General features: G+C 56.7%; 16 protein-coding genes and 1 tRNA gene. 12 read left to right on the top strand and 5 right to left on the bottom strand.

From position 1 onward, the window contains the following. Positions 1 to 32 precede the first annotated feature (32 nt). From sufC to ACR0I0_RS03500, 7 genes are all read left to right on the top strand, one after another. Positions 33 to 788 (top strand): Fe-S cluster assembly ATPase SufC, encoded by a 756-nt coding sequence (gene sufC / locus ACR0I0_RS03530; RefSeq protein ID WP_210092370.1) that lies wholly within the window; start codon positions 33 to 35, stop codon positions 786 to 788. Then, positions 788 to 2,068, top strand: coding sequence for a SufB/SufD family protein (locus ACR0I0_RS03525; protein WP_480490202.1), 1,281 nt, complete (start codon positions 788 to 790; stop codon positions 2,066 to 2,068). Before sufC ends, ACR0I0_RS03525 begins: the two co-directional genes overlap by 1 nt. Beyond that, entirely contained in the window at positions 2,068 to 2,553 is a 486-nt protein-coding gene (locus ACR0I0_RS03520) for a YIP1 family protein (protein WP_171723257.1), read from the top strand. Before ACR0I0_RS03525 ends, ACR0I0_RS03520 begins: the two co-directional genes overlap by 1 nt. Then, complete coding sequence (locus ACR0I0_RS03515) at positions 2,550 to 3,116, top strand: YIP1 family protein (protein WP_480490200.1); 567 nt, start codon at positions 2,550 to 2,552, stop codon at positions 3,114 to 3,116. Before ACR0I0_RS03520 ends, ACR0I0_RS03515 begins: the two co-directional genes overlap by 4 nt. Positions 3,117 to 3,128: 12 nt before the next feature. Next, positions 3,129 to 4,349 (top strand): cysteine desulfurase, encoded by a 1,221-nt coding sequence (locus ACR0I0_RS03510; RefSeq protein WP_152458008.1) that lies wholly within the window; start codon positions 3,129 to 3,131, stop codon positions 4,347 to 4,349. Between the two features lie 77 nt (positions 4,350 to 4,426). After that, positions 4,427 to 4,503, top strand: a tRNA-Arg gene (locus ACR0I0_RS03505). A gap of 467 nt (positions 4,504 to 4,970) precedes the next feature. Beyond that, entirely contained in the window at positions 4,971 to 5,303 is a 333-nt protein-coding gene (locus ACR0I0_RS03500) for a hypothetical protein (protein ID WP_480490197.1), read from the top strand. A gap of 55 nt (positions 5,304 to 5,358) precedes the next feature. Here the strand turns inward: ACR0I0_RS03500 and mepK are convergent, their stop codons facing one another. Beyond that, the gene (gene mepK / locus ACR0I0_RS03495; RefSeq protein WP_171632409.1) at positions 5,359 to 5,928 is read right to left on the bottom strand and encodes a peptidoglycan L,D-endopeptidase MepK; all 570 of its coding nucleotides are present in this window, start codon (positions 5,926 to 5,928) and stop codon (positions 5,359 to 5,361) included. Between the two features lie 351 nt (positions 5,929 to 6,279). On the opposite strand from mepK, the gene ACR0I0_RS03490 reads away from it, so the two are divergent. The 4 genes from ACR0I0_RS03490 to ACR0I0_RS03475 are packed head-to-tail and all read left to right on the top strand — an operon-like array spanning position 6,280 to position 10,521. Further along, positions 6,280 to 7,887: a L,D-transpeptidase family protein gene (locus tag ACR0I0_RS03490; RefSeq protein ID WP_480490195.1), complete on the top strand. Its 1,608-nt coding sequence runs from the start codon at positions 6,280 to 6,282 to the stop codon at positions 7,885 to 7,887. Between the two features lie 34 nt (positions 7,888 to 7,921). Beyond that, positions 7,922 to 9,013, top strand: a complete 1,092-nt coding sequence (gene lpxD, locus ACR0I0_RS03485) for a UDP-3-O-(3-hydroxymyristoyl)glucosamine N-acyltransferase (RefSeq protein ID WP_171632414.1) — start codon at positions 7,922 to 7,924, stop codon at positions 9,011 to 9,013. 32 nt (positions 9,014 to 9,045) lie between these two features. After that, positions 9,046 to 9,303, top strand: coding sequence for an acyl carrier protein (locus tag ACR0I0_RS03480; protein ID WP_171723262.1), 258 nt, complete (start codon positions 9,046 to 9,048; stop codon positions 9,301 to 9,303). 9 nt (positions 9,304 to 9,312) lie between these two features. Next, positions 9,313 to 10,521, top strand: coding sequence for a beta-ketoacyl-[acyl-carrier-protein] synthase family protein (locus ACR0I0_RS03475; protein ID WP_480490193.1), 1,209 nt, complete (start codon positions 9,313 to 9,315; stop codon positions 10,519 to 10,521). A gap of 56 nt (positions 10,522 to 10,577) precedes the next feature. On the opposite strand, the gene ACR0I0_RS03470 is transcribed toward ACR0I0_RS03475, so the two are convergent. Continuing rightward, positions 10,578 to 11,186 carry an invasion associated locus B family protein gene (locus ACR0I0_RS03470; protein ID WP_480490191.1) on the bottom strand — a complete coding sequence of 203 codons (609 nt, stop codon included), beginning with the start codon at positions 11,184 to 11,186 and terminating at the stop codon, positions 10,578 to 10,580. A gap of 448 nt (positions 11,187 to 11,634) precedes the next feature. Between ACR0I0_RS03470 and ACR0I0_RS03465 the strand changes: the two genes are divergently transcribed. Further along, positions 11,635 to 13,182 carry a helicase HerA-like domain-containing protein gene (locus tag ACR0I0_RS03465; RefSeq protein ID WP_209833122.1) on the top strand — a complete coding sequence of 516 codons (1,548 nt, stop codon included), beginning with the start codon at positions 11,635 to 11,637 and terminating at the stop codon, positions 13,180 to 13,182. 32 nt (positions 13,183 to 13,214) lie between these two features. Here ACR0I0_RS03465 and ACR0I0_RS03460 read toward each other — a convergent pair whose 3' ends face one another. The 3 genes from ACR0I0_RS03460 to ACR0I0_RS03450 form a co-directional block, all read right to left on the bottom strand. Beyond that, positions 13,215 to 13,469: a hypothetical protein gene (locus tag ACR0I0_RS03460; protein ID WP_171115893.1), complete on the bottom strand. Its 255-nt coding sequence runs from the start codon at positions 13,467 to 13,469 to the stop codon at positions 13,215 to 13,217. A gap of 181 nt (positions 13,470 to 13,650) precedes the next feature. Beyond that, complete coding sequence (locus tag ACR0I0_RS03455; protein WP_480490189.1) at positions 13,651 to 14,964, bottom strand: branched-chain amino acid ABC transporter permease; 1,314 nt, start codon at positions 14,962 to 14,964, stop codon at positions 13,651 to 13,653. Continuing rightward, positions 14,961 to 15,971, bottom strand: coding sequence for a branched-chain amino acid ABC transporter permease (locus tag ACR0I0_RS03450; RefSeq protein ID WP_480490187.1), 1,011 nt, complete (start codon positions 15,969 to 15,971; stop codon positions 14,961 to 14,963). The genes ACR0I0_RS03455 and ACR0I0_RS03450 overlap by 4 nt, the downstream gene beginning before the upstream one ends. Positions 15,972 to 16,018: the final 47 nt, after the last annotated feature.

The raw sequence follows: 16,018 nt of genomic DNA, 5'->3' as shown, positions 1-16,018 counted from the left end.
GGTGCCCCTTGCGATACGCAAAAGGATAAAAAATGCTGGAAATCAAGAATCTGCACGTGAAGCTTGAAGAAGAAGACAAGCAGATCCTAAAGGGTGTGGACCTGACGGTTGAAGCCGGCAAGGTACACGCGATCATGGGGCCGAACGGGTCAGGCAAGTCAACACTCAGCTACGTGCTGTCGGGCCGCGACGGGTACGAAGTGACCGAGGGTTCTGCCACGCTGGATGGCGAGGACCTGCTGGAGATGGAACCGGAAGAGCGCGCCTCTGCCGGCGTGTTTCTGGCCTTCCAATACCCAGTCGAGATTCCGGGCGTGGGCAACATGACCTTCCTGCGCACCGCCGTGAATGCACAGCGCAAGGCGCGGGGTGAGGACGAGCTGTCCGCCGCTGAATTCCTCAAGGAAGTGCGTGCCAAGGCCAAGACGCTGAAGATCGACGCGGATATGCTCAAGCGTCCGGTCAATGTGGGCTTCTCGGGCGGTGAGAAAAAGCGCAATGAAATCCTGCAAATGGCCATGCTGGAACCCAAGATGTGCATCATGGACGAAACCGACTCGGGTCTGGATGTGGATGCGATGAAGCTGGTCGCCGAAGGTGTGAATGCGCTGCGCGATGAAGGTCGCGGGTTCTTGGTCATCACCCATTACCAGCGCCTGCTGGATCACATCAAGCCCGACGTCGTGCACATCATGGCCGATGGCCGCATTGTCAAAACCGGAGGCCCAGATCTGGCGCTCGAGGTTGAAAACAACGGTTATGCCGACATTCTTGCCGAGGTAAACTGATGGCCTTGCCCGAAGTCAAACAAACCGCGACCGAGGCCCGGCTGTCTGCCTTGACCATGCCCGACGCGGGATGCACCCGCGCCGCGCGCGAAGACGCGCTGGCCCGTGTTCTGGAAACTGGTCTGCCCGGACGGCGTGACGAATATTGGAAATACACTCAACCGGACACTCTGGTCTCGCCAGACGCGCCTCCGGCTGCGGTGTTTGCCGATGATGAGCCGTTGATGTTCAGCGGACTCGACCGGCTGAACATCGTCTTCGTGGACGGTGAATTCAGCGCCGAAGAGTCGGACGACCTGACGCTGGAAGGCGTGACCATCGACCGGCTCGAGGATATCTGCTGCAAGGACATTCATTGGGCGAAAGACCTGTATGGCGTGCTTGAGACGCGCGGTCAGTCTCCGGTCCAGCGTCCGCTGGCGGCGCTGAACACGGCTTTTGCGTCGGATGGTGTGGCCATCCATGTCACCGGCAAACCCTCCAAACCGATCAACCTGGTCTATCGTCATGCATCGCCGACCTCGGATGCGATCCTGCACCACGTCATTCGCGTGGAAAGCGGGGCCGAGGCCACCATTCTGGAAACCGGCCCGGCTGCGTCACGCTTCAACAAATGCATGGAGATCGACATCGCCGACAAGGGCACGCTGCACCATGTGCGCGCCCAGGGCAGGGACCATGAACGCCGGGCCGCGACCCATATGTTTACCCGTCTGGGCACGGAGTCTGTCTATAAATCCTTCACTTTGACAGTGAATGGCGTGCTGACCCGCAATGAGCAGGTCGTCGAGCTGACAGGCGATGACGCGGTGGCCCATGTGGCCGGGGCCTGTGTTGGCGATGGCGACTTCCATCACGACGATACGGTTTTCATCACCCATGATGCGGTAAACTGCGAAAGCCGTCAGGTGTTCAAGAAAGTGCTGCGCAACGGGGCGACCGGCGTGTTTCAGGGCAAGATCCTTGTGAAGGACGGCGCACAGAAAACCGACGGTTACCAGATCAGCCAATCGTTGCTGCTGGATGATGACAGCCAGTTCCTCGCCAAGCCCGAGCTTGAGATCTATGCCGATGACGTGGCGTGTTCGCATGGCTCGACCTCGGGTGCGATCGACGAAACCGCGCTGTTCTATCTGCGGTCCCGTGGCGTGCCGGTCAAGGACGCAACCAATATGCTGACTTTGGCCTTTCTTGCCGAAGCGGTGGATGAGATCGAAGACAGCGCCTTGGCGGAAGAGATCGTAAGCCGTCTGGAAGGGTGGCTGGCGCGTCGTAGCTGATGGCCGTCTCGTCTGACATATTGGCCACATACCGGGGGCCGGGGCGCGTGGTGCGCCGGCTTCTTGAAATGGGTCAGCGGGAAGACAGGGCACTGGTGTTTGTCATGGCGTTTTGCGTTGTGGCCTTTGTCGCGCAAATGCCCAGCCTTGCCCGCAAAGCGCATCTTGAAGGCGTCGAGCTGAACATGCTTCTGGGCGGCGCTTTGCTGGGGTCGGTGTTCATACTGCCGTTGTTTTTCTACACGCTGGCGCTGATTTCCTATTGGGCGGCGCGGATGGCGGGCGGGCAGGGCACTGCTTATGGCGCACGACTTGCCCTGTTCTGGGCTTTGTTGGCATCCGCACCCCTGGTCTTGTTGAATGGTCTGGTTGCCGGGTTCATCGGGCCCGGGCCCGCTTTGACAATTGTGGGCATCGCCTGGGTTGCTGTTTTTGTCTGGTTCTGGTTATCCGGTCTGAGACAAGTACAAAGGTCCGCTGCATGACTATCAATTCCCTCGGCGCTCTGGCGGTTCTGACGATCAGAAGCCCCGACCAAGCCGCCCGCCAGTTGTTGTCCTTGAAACCGGGGCGGGAAGGGTTGTGGCTGGCCTTTGCGCTGGCAGTGGTTTTGAACTGTCTCGTCCAGTTGGGAATCGATTTGTCGGTCCCCGTGCCGCAAGGTCAGATCGCACCGCCTCCCGAAAGTATCCCCGTTGTTTTGCTGCGATCCGCCGGAGCAATGCTGCTGAGCATCCTTGCGTTCTTCGTCGTCGGAAAAGCAATAGGCGGCAAAGCAAGCTTTGACGATCTGATGGTCCTGACGGTGTGGTTGCAGTTCCTGCAAATCGTCGCCCTTGTCATGACCCTTTTTCTAAGCCTGACGATGCCGTTTCTGATGATGATAATGCTGTTCGCGACGGCGATCCTGAGCCTTTACATCACGCTTCATTTCCTGAACGAAGCGCATCAATTCGGATCCCTTTGGAAGTCCTTCGCCGTAATTCTGTTGTCAGCCCTGATTGCGGTTCCCTTCGTCCTGTATTTAACACCGGCCGCGCCTGTCTAGGAAAACCGTATCATGTATGATGTGCAGAAAATTCGCTCTGACTTTCCGATCCTGTCACGTCAGGTGAATGGCAAGCCGTTGACCTATCTGGACAACGGTGCGTCGGCTCAAAAGCCTCAGGTCGTCATCGATGCGGTGACTCGTGCCTATTCCGAAGAGTATTCGAATGTTCACCGTGGATTGCACTATCTGTCCAATCTGTCGACCGAAAAATACGAAGCTGTTCGGGGGATCATCGCCCGTTTCCTGGGGGCATCGAACGAGGATGAGATCGTTCTGAATTCAGGAACGACCGAAGGGATCAATCTTGTTGCCTATGGCTGGGCCATGCCGCGCCTGGAAGCCGGGGATGAGATCGTCCTGAGCGTCATGGAGCATCACGCCAACATCGTGCCCTGGCATTTCCTGAGGGAACGGCAGGGCGTTGTTCTGAAGTGGGTGGATGTGGACGCTGACGGGGGGCTGGATCCGCAGGCGGTAATCGATGCGATCGGCCCGAAAACCAAACTTGTGGCCGTGACGCAATGTTCCAATGTTCTGGGTACCGTCGTGGATGTCAAAGCCATCACCGAAGGTGCACATGCCAGGGGCGTCCCGGTGCTGGTTGATGGCAGTCAGGGCGCGGTGCATATGCCGGTGAACGTGCAGGACATCGGTTGCGACTTTTACGCCATCACCGGCCACAAGCTGTATGGCCCGTCGGGGTCGGGTGCGATCTACATCAAGTCCGAACGCATGGCCGAGATGCGCCCCTTTGTCGGTGGCGGTGACATGATCAAAGAGGTCAGCAAGGATCAGGTGATCTACAACGACCCGCCGATGAAGTTCGAGGCCGGAACACCCGGCATTGTCCAAACCATCGGCCTAGGCGTTGCGCTGGAATACATGATGGATTTGGGAATGGACAACATTGCCGCCCATGAATCCGGCCTGCGGGACTATGCCATGCAGCGCCTGAACGGTCTCAACTGGCTTCAAGTTCAGGGCACGCGGCCAGACAAGGCAGCCATCTTCAGCTTTACGCTGGACGGGGCCGGCCATGCCCATGATGTATCCACGATTCTGGACAAAAAAGGGGTTGCCGTCCGCGCCGGGCATCACTGTGCTGGCCCGCTTATGGATCACCTGGGCGTCACGGCGACTTGCCGTGCCAGCTTTGGTCTCTACAACACGACAGATGAGGTCGACACACTGATCGAAGCGCTTGAATTGGCGCATGATCTTTTCGCCTGATTTTGGTTTCAAAGAGGGTGCAACAATCACGATTTTCAGTTGCACCCGGATTGGAACAAGGTTAGCTAACGGCCAAGGCACCTGTAGCTCAGCTGGATAGAGCGCTGCCCTCCGAAGGCAGAGGCCAGAGGTTCGAATCCTCTCAGGTGCGCCACCATCGCTATATTTCTAAGGTTTATTGGGCAAAGCAGGAACTTCTGCACCAAATTGGGAGAAGTTCCCGGGCCGCATAGCTATCGCTAATGAAGGACAAGGGTCTTGCGCTGCTCCGGGGATATGCCGCAGCATAGCGTTATTCAACATCTGCCCCGGTCAAGCGCTTCTTTAGTTTTGAGTTTTCGGTTTCCAGCGCCCGAAGCATCTTGGCTTCCAACAGTTCCAACCCGCATCTGCTGTTGAAACTATGAAAGGTGCCCTGGCTGATCCCCTCTCGGGATATTTTCCATGCGAATACCCTTTCGGGCCATGGATAGTGTCTGCACGCCTCCGTTTTTCGCCTGCTTGCCACCACGCGAACAATCCTGACAATCATTTTGAGGCTTAATCCCTCAAGCAGTGGTCTTTTTGATGTACACTTTCCGAACGAGGCTGGCGCGCGTCAGCTCAAATGGAGGAAGGAATGTGAAAGTCATCTCTTCAAATAAGAAGCTGATAATCGTTGTCGTGATTGTAGCACTATTGGGTAGCGCGATTACCGGGGTTTCAGCTTCAAGCGTTTTAGGATGGATCTTGGCCGCCGTAATTCTGGCGTTTATCCTTGGAAAGCTGACCGATGATGAAGAACCCGAAAGCGATGATGATTCAGAAAGCGACAATGCTTCCGGTTCCAGTGTTCCCGCTGACGTCGGCGATGAAAAGTCTCGTGAGACCAGCAATTCCACTGCGGCGACAGCATCCAGCAATGACACCGGAGGCGGTGATGCCGGCGGCGGAGGGGGAGACGCGGGGATGTAACTGGCCGCCCCCGTCAAACCCCTGTCATATAAGCCGAGATCGCGAAGTCGCTGTCTTAGCCGCGCCAGGTGCGGACGACACCGCAGTCCATATGCACGAAATTGGACCCGTTATATTGACCGACACCGCCGGCCCGGCATGACATAGCAGCCTTAGCCATCTGCGAGACGGAGCGGGAAGACAGGCGCAGGTCTGCCGCTTGTCCCTTCATATGAAGCGACTTCCGGGCAACGCCGCGAGAGCGGGCGCGGAGCATGGCGTTGGTCTGGGGGGAGCGATAGCCCGACAGCAACATGTAAGGTTCGTTGACATCCAGAAGGTTGTGTGATGCCGCCATGATATCAATCGTGCGTAAATCGATGGATTTTACGTGATCCGTGCGCCAATCGCGCATGAAGTGGTTCACTTCTTTGACTGCGTCCTTGATATACTTACCATCGACCCAATAAATCATGTCCAACCGTTCGCCCGTGCGACCGGAATACATGCGAATGCGACGGATATCGCCGCCGCCGCGCAAAAAGCCTGCTGCTTTGGAGTAGGTGGGTGCTGCTGCGACTGCTGTTGCTGCAAACGCACCCAATAGGGCACGTCGGGTCAAGCCCGAGGAACTGCTCTTGGTCATTTTGGTTCGTCCCGTACTGTTCCTGCCTGCGCACGATGTTACGCGCGCTGTCTTAATTTTTTCCCATCCCAGATGCGGAATTTATGACACAATCGGATTCGACGGCCAAGAAGTGTTTCATAGGCACCTTTTCAAGGGGGAATTTTCGGCAGATTTTTGCGCAAATGTCACAGCCGAGCGCAGAATATTTGCAGGTGTGGGCTGCACATCACCGGGCCGATGCAAACGCGCATCAGACGCCAACAGAAGCAATTCGGTAAGGAATTTGTGAATAGACAAGTCTGCGCAGCCAAACTCATAGTTGTTCGACGCACATATCATCAACCAAGCCATTGATTCCAAGGCCATCCAATGCTTTCTGTTTTCCGAGCCCGTACCAGTATCCTGCTTGCCGCCTGTTTTGCGGCCACTGCGAGTATGGCAAACTCCACTTCTGAACCTGCGCACAACACGGCGTTTCAGATGGCCGTTGCAGAACATACCCCACGGGAATCGCAGATCGCAGAGTTTTACCGGACAACCGGGTTTTCGCCGATTTGGGTGGGTGAATCCGATGAGCATATGCAACGCCGGGCCGCATTGATCCAGGCACTGTCACATGCGCATCTGCACGGTCTGCCGAGGGCCGATGCGACAGTTTCATCCTTGATGCAGAAAATGCAGGATGCACGCTCGACACGCGATCTTGGCGCCGTTGAAGCGGAACTGAGCCGGGTTTTTGTGGATTTTGCCGACGCATTGTACTCGGGTCTTATTCGGCCCGGAAACATCGACGACGGGCTTGTTCGGTCGGTGGATCGTCGCAGCGCGGCCGAGCATCTGAACGCCCTGAACACACATGGCGCCGCGTATCTTGCGCAATTGGCTCCTCAAACCCGTCAGTACCGGGCTCTGATGAAACAGAAGCTGGCGCTTCAGGATTTGGTAGATCAAGGCGGTTGGGGGGCGACAGTTCCGGAAACTAAGTTGGAATTCGGGGATACCGGGCCCAATGTCGTGAAGCTTCGCAATCGGCTGGTGTTAATGGGCTACATGAAACCCTCGGCCAGTCCGTCGTTCGACGCCGCGTTGCTGGAAGGGGTCAGGGCCTTTCAAATCGCGCATGGGTTGGAACCCGATGGCGTTGCAGGCAAGGGCACGATTGCCGAGTTGAATCGCCCCGCCGTGGACCGGCTCAAGGCTGTTTATGTCGCTTTGGAACGGGAGCGCTGGTTGCCTCGGGAACGCGGCGCACGTCATGTCCTTGTCAACCAGACAGATTTTTCGGCAAAGATCGTGGATGACGGGCAAGTCACCTTTGAAACCCGTGCGGTGATCGGCAAGAACACGCATGATCGCCGCAGCCCAGAGTTCTCGGATGTGATGGAACATATGGTGATAAACCCCAGCTGGTATGTTCCGCGCTCGATCATCACCAAGGAATACCTGCCGAAGCTGAAAGCGAACCCCAACGCGGTCGGTCATATCCAGATCACGGACAGCAGGGGGCGGCAGGTCAATCGCGGGGCGGTTGATTTCAATCAGTTCACCGCGCGAAGCTTTCCTTTTGCGATGCGCCAGCCGCCCAGCAAAAGCAATGCTTTGGGGCTGGTCAAGTTCATGTTCCCCAACAAGTACAATATCTATCTGCATGATACGCCTCAGAAAAGCCTGTTCGCGCGCGAGGTGCGGGCGTTCTCGCACGGCTGCATCCGGCTGGCGCAGCCTTTCGAATTTGCCTATGCGTTGCTGGCCAAACAGGAAGAGAATCCCAAGGCATTCTTTCATCGTGTTCTGAGCACAGGAAAGGAAACCAAGGTCAATTTGGAACAAACAGTTCCGGTTCATCTGATCTATCGAACGGCATATGTCGGGCCAAAAGGCGAGGTGCAGTATCGCCGTGATGTCTATGGCCGGGACGGCAAGATTTGGGAGGCCCTGCAAAAGGCAGGGGTGGCCCTGCCGGACGTTCAGAGTTAAGCACAGGGCAAATCCTGCCAAAAGGAAGCCCGAGATGCAGTTTACCATTCAACAAATCGCCGACGCTTTGGGTGCTGAATGCCAAGGCGACGGTGGCCTGACGATCGTGCGGGCGGCCGAACCGGGCGATGCGGACCCAACCGATCTGGCCATGGCCATGTCTCCGAAATACGCCGAAGCGCTTTCGAAAGGGCGCGCGCGCGCCGCCGTTCTGTGGGAGGGCGCGGATTGGCAGGACATGGGGTTGCGCGCGGCCATATTCGTGAAGCGTCCGCGCATGGCGATGGCGGGGATCACCTCAATGCTGGATCGCGGGCAAGGGATTGAACCGGGCATTCATCCTTCCGCAGTGATCGATCCAACGGCCGAAATTGGACCAGATGTGGCGATAGGACCTCTGACTGTTGTTGGTGCTCGGGCGCGAATAGGTTCGGGCTCGGTCATCGGAGCACACTGCGTGGTGGGAATGGACGCCATTCTTGGCGAACAGGCCCTGTTGCGTGAAATGGTCAGCATTGGCGCGCGCGCACAAATCGGGGATCGGTTCATCGCGCAGCCCGGTGCAAGGATTGGTAGTGACGGGTTCAGTTTCGTGACCCCCGAGGTTTCTGGCGCTGAGAACGCCCGCAAAACGTTGGGCGATCAGGGCGACGCCAAGGCCCAAAGTTGGCTCCGTATCCATTCTTTGGGCGCGGTTGAGATCGGTGATGATGTCGAGGTTGGCGCCAATTGCACTGTCGATAATGGAACAATCCGCAACACGCGGATCGGTGATGGCACCAAGCTGGATAATCTTGTCCATGTCGGGCACAACACCCGCGTCGGGCGGGATTGTCTGCTGTGCGGTCAGACAGGTGTCTCCGGCTCGGTCGAGATCGGCAACAACGTCGTTCTGGGTGGTCAGACCGGAGTGGTCGACAACATTTTCATAGGGGACGGCGTTATTTCGGGTGGGGGCACGAAGATTCTGTCAAATGTGCCCGCCGGGCGCGTGATCATGGGGTATCCGGGCATCAAAATGGAGACCCACACCGATGTCTACAAGGCGCAGCGCCGACTGCCCCGAATGGCACGCGACGTTGAGGCATTGAAAAAGGCTGTTTTCAAACAGACCCCAAGCGATTAAATCATCGTCAAACTGAAAATCAGGGGATCGACATGAGCATCAGCGACCGCGTCATCGCAATCATTGCAGAGCAGGCCGTGCTGGAGCCATCGGATGTGACGCCCGAAAGCACGCTGGAAGATCTGGGAATCGACAGCCTTGGTCTGGTGGAAAGCATATTCGCCATCGAGGAAGAGTTCGACATTTCAATTCCGTTCAACGCCAATGAGCCCGAGGCCAACGATTTTGACATATCCAATGTCGCTGCGATCATTTCCGGGATCGAAAAGCTCGTGTCGGAAAAGGTCTGACTGACGCTCATGAAACGTGTTGTCATTACCGGCGCAGGTACGATCAATTCACTGGGCCATTCGGTTCCTGACACGCTGGAAGCCATGCGCGAAGGCCGTTGCGGCATCTCGGAACTGGAATTTCGGGACGTTGATCGGTTGGCCATCAAGATCGGCGGGCAGGTTCGCGGCTTTGAGGCTGAAGGTCGGTTCAACCGTCAGCAGATGTCGCTGTATGACCGGTTCACTCAGTTCACTCTGACCGCCGCCAAAGAGGCCATCGATCAGTCCGGCATCGAGTTTCACGGAGAGTTGGCCGCAAAATCAGGTGTTGTTCTGGGGACCGCCGGCGGTGGCGTATCGACTTGGGATGACAATTATCGCTCGGTTTATGAGGACGGAAAGAATCGGGTACACCCGTTTGTTGTTCCCAAACTCATGAACAATGCGGCGGCCAGCCATGTTTCCATGGAACACAACCTCAAAGGCCCCAGCTTCACCGTGTCGACTGCCTGTGCGTCCTCGAACCATGCCATGTCGCAGGCCTTTCAGATGGTCCGAAGCGGCATGGCCCCGGTCATGATCACAGGCGGGTCCGAATCCATGTTGTGCTTTGGAGGCGTCAAGGCCTGGGAAGGGTTGCGCGTCATGTCCAAGGATGCGTGCCGACCGTTCAGCGCCAATCGCAACGGAATGGTACAGGGCGAAGGGGCCGGGGTCTTTGTTTTCGAGGAATACGAACACGCCCGCGCCCGTGGCGCCGTGATCATGTGCGAAGTCGTTGGTTTTGCCATGTCATCGGATGCGGCCGATATCGTGATGCCCAGCAAGCAAGGGGCTTCACGGGCCATGTCAGGTGCCTTGGCTGATGCCAGATTGAATGCAAGCGATGTGGGTTATATCAACGCGCATGGCACCGGGACGGCTGCGAATGACAAAACCGAATGTGCCGCCGTGGCGGATGTTTTCGGGCCCCATGCTGACGACCTGATGATATCGTCGACCAAATCCATGCATGGTCACCTGATTGGTGGAACCGGTGCGGTGGAACTGTTGGCATGTATCATGGCGCTGCGGGACGGTGTGATCGCACCCACCATCGGATACGAGGAACCCGATCCGGAATGCGCGCTTGATGTTGTGCCGAACGAAGCTCGGGAAGCCAAAGTTGACGTCGCGCTCAGCAATGCGTTTGCCTTTGGCGGGCTGAATGCGGTTTTGGCGCTGAAGCGGGTTTAGCGAACAACGTACGAAACAAGGCCGCCGCATTCAGAGCGGCCTTTGTCTGCGATCTGTCAGTTTTGCAGGACTTCCAGCTGATCGTAGCCACTGGTAAATCCAGCCAGCGACATTTCGATTTGCAAAAGTTGGCTCGGGGCCAGAATTGACACCAGCGAGATTGTTGCCTCACTGCCCGCTTTCATGGCGTCTATATCGCCTTGCGTAAAGCCCAATTGCGCGACGCAGCCTACCGGGTTGCAGTGATGATAGTTGTATCTTTTACCCGGTGCGCCGTCTATGGACACAGCAATTTGTGCTTGCAGCATGGTCTCCAGCGGCACAGTCAACCTAGCTCCGGCAACGGCCTCCGCTCCTTCGGGAAGCTTGTTGATCGAGATTTCCGCAATCGGCTGGCCCTCGGCGCCGGAAAGAACTTGACGCAGCAGGCAAGGATCTTCGCCGTCTTCGGTCCGTAGACAGGTTATATTCCAAGCACCGCTTGTTTCTTTGACGTATTGCTCGCCGATACGTGGGCCAGTCTCTCCCAGATCCAGTTCTTGCGCGGCTTCGGTTTGGGCGGGCTCGGCCTGCTGCGGGCTTTCGTCGTTGGCCTCTTGGGCACAGACTGCGCTGCTAAGAAAGGCGACGGCCACTGTATTTGCGGTTAGAAGTTGCTTGATCATGAATGCCTCGACTTGATGCTTGAGCTTTTTGCTTCGTTTAACACTCTTCTGATCTGGTGTCAGGCACTAACAGAACGGCTGGTCTGAACGTGAACGGATTCTTGCCAGAACACCAGAAACCAACTGCCCTGAGACAGAAAAAGAGAGCTGCATAAGCCAGCTCTCTTTTCCAAAAGGTTCTCCCCGTCGGACTGGCCGACTTATTTATGCGCAAACCCTACGAGAGGGTCGCAGACGGGTCAACAGCTATCCTCAAATTTTAATACTGCGGTCAGAGCTTTGAAACCATTTTTGAACCTGCAAAAAAGCCGTGCCCGAAGGCACGGCCAGTCGACAGGGAGGAAGTCTGCCCCACGTGAAGGAAACAAACGCGGGGCAAATTGACTATCGCAGTCAAAGGTTAACTTTGTATGCTGGTCACGGATCGGTGAAACATAAGGCAATGTTAATGGGCAAGAATATATTTTTGGGTGGCGGAGGCGAAGGCTATGGCCAGCCGCAGGAACTGGCACTGAAATATGCCAACCGCCATGGGCTGATTGCCGGCGCCACTGGGACCGGTAAGACCGTAACGTTGCAAATCCTCGCGGAAGGGTTTTCCCAAGCCGGAGTTCCGGTGTTTCTGTCCGATGTCAAAGGTGATCTGTCGGGCCTGGCTTTGCCCGGAAGCGACGCGCAAAAACTGCATCAGGCATTTATGGATCGTGCCAAACGCATAGGGTTCGACGATTTTGCTTATTCCGCCTGCCCCGTTACGTTCTGGGATCTTTTTGGTGAACAGGGCCATCCAGTGCGGACGACGGTCACTGAAATGGGCCCGTTGCTGCTGTCCCGGTTGATGGAATTGAGCGAAGCGCAGGAAGGTATCCTGAACATCGCGTTCCGCGTGGCCGATGAAGAGGGAATGCCTCTTCTGGATCTCAAAGACCTTCAGGCGCTGCTGGTCTGGATCGGCGAGAACCGGGCCCAGCTTTCATTGCGATATGGCAATGTATCGACATCTTCGATCGGTGCGATCCAGCGGCGATTGCTGGTATTGGAAAACCAGGGTGGAACAAAACTGTTTGGCGAACCCGCGCTGGATCTGTCCGATCTGATGCGCACCGATGAAAACGGGCAGGGGATGGTGAACATCCTTGCTTCGGACAAACTGATGGCAGCGCCACGGCTTTATGCGACATTCCTGCTGTGGCTGCTGAGCGAATTGTTTGAGGAGCTTCCCGAAGTCGGTGATCCTGACAAACCCAAGCTGGTGTTCTTCTTCGACGAGGCGCATCTGTTGTTTGACGGCGCTCCGAAAGTGTTGGTGGACAAGGTTGAACAGGTTGCGCGCCTGATCCGGTCCAAAGGGGTGGGTGTCTATTTCATCACCCAGAATCCCGCCGATATTCCCGAGGATATTCTGGGGCAGTTGGGCAATCGCGTTCAACACGCTTTGCGGGCCTTCACGGCGCGTGACCGAAAGAACCTGCGTCTGGCGGCGGAAACCTATCGCGAAAACCCCGCCTTTGACACCGAAGCCGCAATTCGCGAGGTGGGCGTTGGTGAGGCTGTCACGTCGATGCTGCAGAAAAAAGGTGTTCCCGGAATTGTCGAGCGCACATTGATTCGTCCGCCGGGTTCCCAGTTGGGGCCCATTTCTGATGCGCAGCGGAGGGCCATTCTCGATGCCTCGCCGATGGCGTCTAAATATGACGATGGTATTGATCGAAAATCGGCCTTTGAAATCCTCCAGGCTCGGGCCGAGGCGGCCGCCAAGGCCGCTGAACAGGCAGAGGCCGATGAAGTTCTAGAGGCACAATCACCGATGGAACGAGAGTATTCTTCGGCTCGCAGATATTCGGGAAGCCGGGTCGGCAGATCCTCGTCCCGGGTGCAACGGCGGAAAGACACGTTTGCATCGGCGATGACCGACGCAGTTATCAAAGAACTGAAAGGAACGACCGGACGCCGAATCGTTCGTGGTATTCTGGGTGGATTGTTCCGCAACAGATGACGGAACGGCGCCCATCACGGGCGCCGCAATGTTTACTTCAGACGACGCTGGCCTTCCTGACGGCAGTAGGCGTCAGCCTCCGGCACGGACATTTTCGAAGCCGGGAAGTCAATCGCCCGGTCCCAGGTCACCCGGTCGTGACGATATAGCTGACAGGTTACGACACCTTTGGGCGTTTGAACTTTGACGGGAGTTGTTTCAAGTTCTTCCGGAGTGGGAATGCAGGCGGTTGTTACGATGGCAACAACCGGAAATAGAAGCAGTGTCTTGAACCGTGGTGCTTTCATTTTTGACTCTTTTCAAAACGTGTAAATGATCGTTACAGATCGGCGTAGACGGATGTGAGTGCCGACGACATACCGCAAAAAGAAATCACTGCGGTGTGTCCGTTTATTCAAAAAATCGTTAAGAATCAAGAAACCGCGCCGGATAAGAGGCGCGGTTTCGCATATTGAAGGTGGAAGCGATCTATTTCTCTGGGATCAGCCCTCTTGGGCTGAATCTGAGAACAATCAACAGGATCAGACCCATCGTGAACAGACGCATATGTGCGGCGCTGTCCAACAGGTGGACTTTCAATGCACTTCCGTCCGGCAAGCCGGCGGTAATGACATTCATCAGCCACAAGCCGATCGGTTCAACCTGAACCCACAGGAACCAGATGAGGAATGCGCCCAGAACGGCCCCGAAGTTGTTGCCCGAACCACCCACGATCACCATCACCCAGACCAGAAAGGTAAAGCGCAGCGGTTGATACGCGCTTGGCGTCAACTGGCCGTCCAGCGTTGTCATCATCGCACCCGCGATACCGCAAACAGCCGAACCCAGTACGAATATTTGCAGATGACGACGGGTGACATCCTTGCCCATGGCCTCAGCCGCCACTTCATTGTCACGGATTGCGCGCATCATCCGGCCCCACGGGCTCTTCAGCGCCATCTGAGCCATCCAGAGTAGAACCAGAAGCACAATCAGGAACAGCAGCGAATAACCGAGTTTGACCGAAAGGGTGGATGCGGTGACGGGGTCCAACCCCAACCATTCGGCCCGCGCCAGAAAGGCCGGGTCGTTCTGCAAATCCACTTCGTAGCCCACAACAGGGGACGGGCGTGGGATGCCGTAGACATTCTTGACGCCCCGGGCCAGCCAGTCTTCGTTTTTCATGACCGCGACAATGATTTCGGCGATACCCAATGTGGCAATCGCCAGATAATCCGAGCGAAGGCCCAGCGCCGTTTTACCGATCAGCCACGCAGCACCCGCCGCCAGCAAACCACCGGCCGGCCAGGCCAGCAGAACCGGCAGATTCAAACCGCCAATATTGCCGGCAATCGCCGGGTCGATGGCCTCGACCGCCGCAATGCTGGGATCGAACACCGCGCGATAGACAAAAAAGCCCACGACAAGAACGGCGATGATCGTCAGGGTTTGCACACGGCCTTTCGGCAGTTTCGTTGCCACCAGAACGGCGGCAACCACTGTCGCGGCACCCAGCAGCAAAGACAGAACGATGCCATAACCTCCGGCAGCCCAGGCACCGGGCGTGGGCGGCGTTGAAACCAGTACGACGGCCAGACCGCCCAGTGCGACAAAGCCCATCACGCCCACATTGAACAGACCGGCAAATCCCCATTGCAGGTTTACACCGATCGCCATGATGGCGGAAATCAGCCCCATATTCAGGATCAGGATCGCGGTGTTCCAGCTTTGCGTGAAACCGGTCAACAGGATCAGGCCGCCGACCATTGCGAAGAGCAGCGTGTTTTTGACAGAGTCGGTCATACGGCCTTTCCCTTGAAAAGTCCCGTGGGCTTGAACAGAAGCACGATCAGCAGGATGACAAAGCTGACCGCGAATTTGTAATCGGTCGAAAGAAGTTGCACCAAACCTGACGGCGCCAGACTTTCGGGCGACACATAGGTCAGCACCTTCTTCCAGGCGTATGTTATCGTCACTTCGGAAAACGCGATGATAAACCCGCCTGCGATGGCGCCCAGAGGATTGCCCAAACCACCCACGATGGCCGAGGCAAAGATCGGCAACAGAAGCTGGAAATAGACGAAGGGTTTGAAGCTTTTGTCCAGCCCGTAAAGTACGCCAGCAGTTGTGGCCAGCGCCGCAACGATGATCCATGTGATCATCACCACACGTTCCGGGTTGATGCCTGACAGCAGCGCCAGATCCTCGTTGTCCGAATAGGCCCGCATCGACTTGCCTGTGCGCGTCTTGTTCAGAAACCAAAACAGCAGCGCCACGGCAACAACGGCCACGATCACCGTGATACCTTGCGACGTCTTGATGGCCAGACCCTCGCGCAGACCGGTCATCGCCTTGAAGTCGCGCGCCGAAACAATGAACCGAGCCCCATCCGAGAACCTTTGGTCGTCTGGCCCGATGATAAACCGGACAAGGCCGTTCATGATGAACATCACGCCCATGGAAACGATCACCAGAATAACGGGCTTCGCCTTTTGGTCACGGTAGAATTTGTAGACCAGCCTGTCGGTGATCAGCACCAGCACGATACAGCCCAGTATGGCAAAGGGCAGGGCGAGCAGGGCGGTTGGCAGCGGTCCAAAGCTGATCCCGGCGGCCTGCAACCCCCATGTGACCAGCACGGCGATCATCGCGCCAAAGGCCATTGTGTCGCCATGGGCAAAGTTCGAAAATCGCAGAATGCCGTAGATCAGGGTCACGCCAAGCGCGCCCAACGCCAGTTGACTTCCATAAGCGACCGCAGGCACCAACACAAAATTCGCAAGCGCAACAAGCGCGTTGAGTAGATCCATTATTTATTCTCACTGTCCGGGTGCGGTCTTATGGCATGACGGTCCGC

The organism is Ruegeria sp. AG6 (assembly GCF_056541565.1).
Note: the sequence above shows the minus strand (reverse complement) of the source record. Positions and strands in the feature narration are given on the sequence as shown.

What these genes read in the sequence shown, in the direction of transcription:
- ACR0I0_RS03470 (WP_480490191.1), bottom strand. Translation starts at nt 11,186, where the DNA reads ATGATCAAGCAACTTCTAACCGCAAATACAGTGGCCGTCGCCTTTCTT.
- ACR0I0_RS03490 (WP_480490195.1), top strand. Translation starts at nt 6,280, where the DNA reads ATGCTTTCTGTTTTCCGAGCCCGTACCAGTATCCTGCTTGCCGCCTGT.
- lpxD (WP_171632414.1), top strand. Translation starts at nt 7,922, where the DNA reads ATGCAGTTTACCATTCAACAAATCGCCGACGCTTTGGGTGCTGAATGC.
- sufC (WP_210092370.1), top strand. Translation starts at nt 33, where the DNA reads ATGCTGGAAATCAAGAATCTGCACGTGAAGCTTGAAGAAGAAGACAAG.
- ACR0I0_RS03525 (WP_480490202.1), top strand. Translation starts at nt 788, where the DNA reads ATGGCCTTGCCCGAAGTCAAACAAACCGCGACCGAGGCCCGGCTGTCT.
- mepK (WP_171632409.1), bottom strand. Translation starts at nt 5,928, where the DNA reads ATGACCAAGAGCAGTTCCTCGGGCTTGACCCGACGTGCCCTATTGGGT.
- ACR0I0_RS03510 (WP_152458008.1), top strand. Translation starts at nt 3,129, where the DNA reads ATGTATGATGTGCAGAAAATTCGCTCTGACTTTCCGATCCTGTCACGT.
- ACR0I0_RS03455 (WP_480490189.1), bottom strand. Translation starts at nt 14,964, where the DNA reads ATGACCGACTCTGTCAAAAACACGCTGCTCTTCGCAATGGTCGGCGGC.
- ACR0I0_RS03475 (WP_480490193.1), top strand. Translation starts at nt 9,313, where the DNA reads ATGAAACGTGTTGTCATTACCGGCGCAGGTACGATCAATTCACTGGGC.
- ACR0I0_RS03480 (WP_171723262.1), top strand. Translation starts at nt 9,046, where the DNA reads ATGAGCATCAGCGACCGCGTCATCGCAATCATTGCAGAGCAGGCCGTG.
- ACR0I0_RS03515 (WP_480490200.1), top strand. Translation starts at nt 2,550, where the DNA reads ATGACTATCAATTCCCTCGGCGCTCTGGCGGTTCTGACGATCAGAAGC.
- ACR0I0_RS03465 (WP_209833122.1), top strand. Translation starts at nt 11,635, where the DNA reads ATGGGCAAGAATATATTTTTGGGTGGCGGAGGCGAAGGCTATGGCCAG.
- ACR0I0_RS03520 (WP_171723257.1), top strand. Translation starts at nt 2,068, where the DNA reads ATGGCCGTCTCGTCTGACATATTGGCCACATACCGGGGGCCGGGGCGC.
- ACR0I0_RS03450 (WP_480490187.1), bottom strand. Translation starts at nt 15,971, where the DNA reads ATGGATCTACTCAACGCGCTTGTTGCGCTTGCGAATTTTGTGTTGGTG.
- ACR0I0_RS03460 (WP_171115893.1), bottom strand. Translation starts at nt 13,469, where the DNA reads ATGAAAGCACCACGGTTCAAGACACTGCTTCTATTTCCGGTTGTTGCC.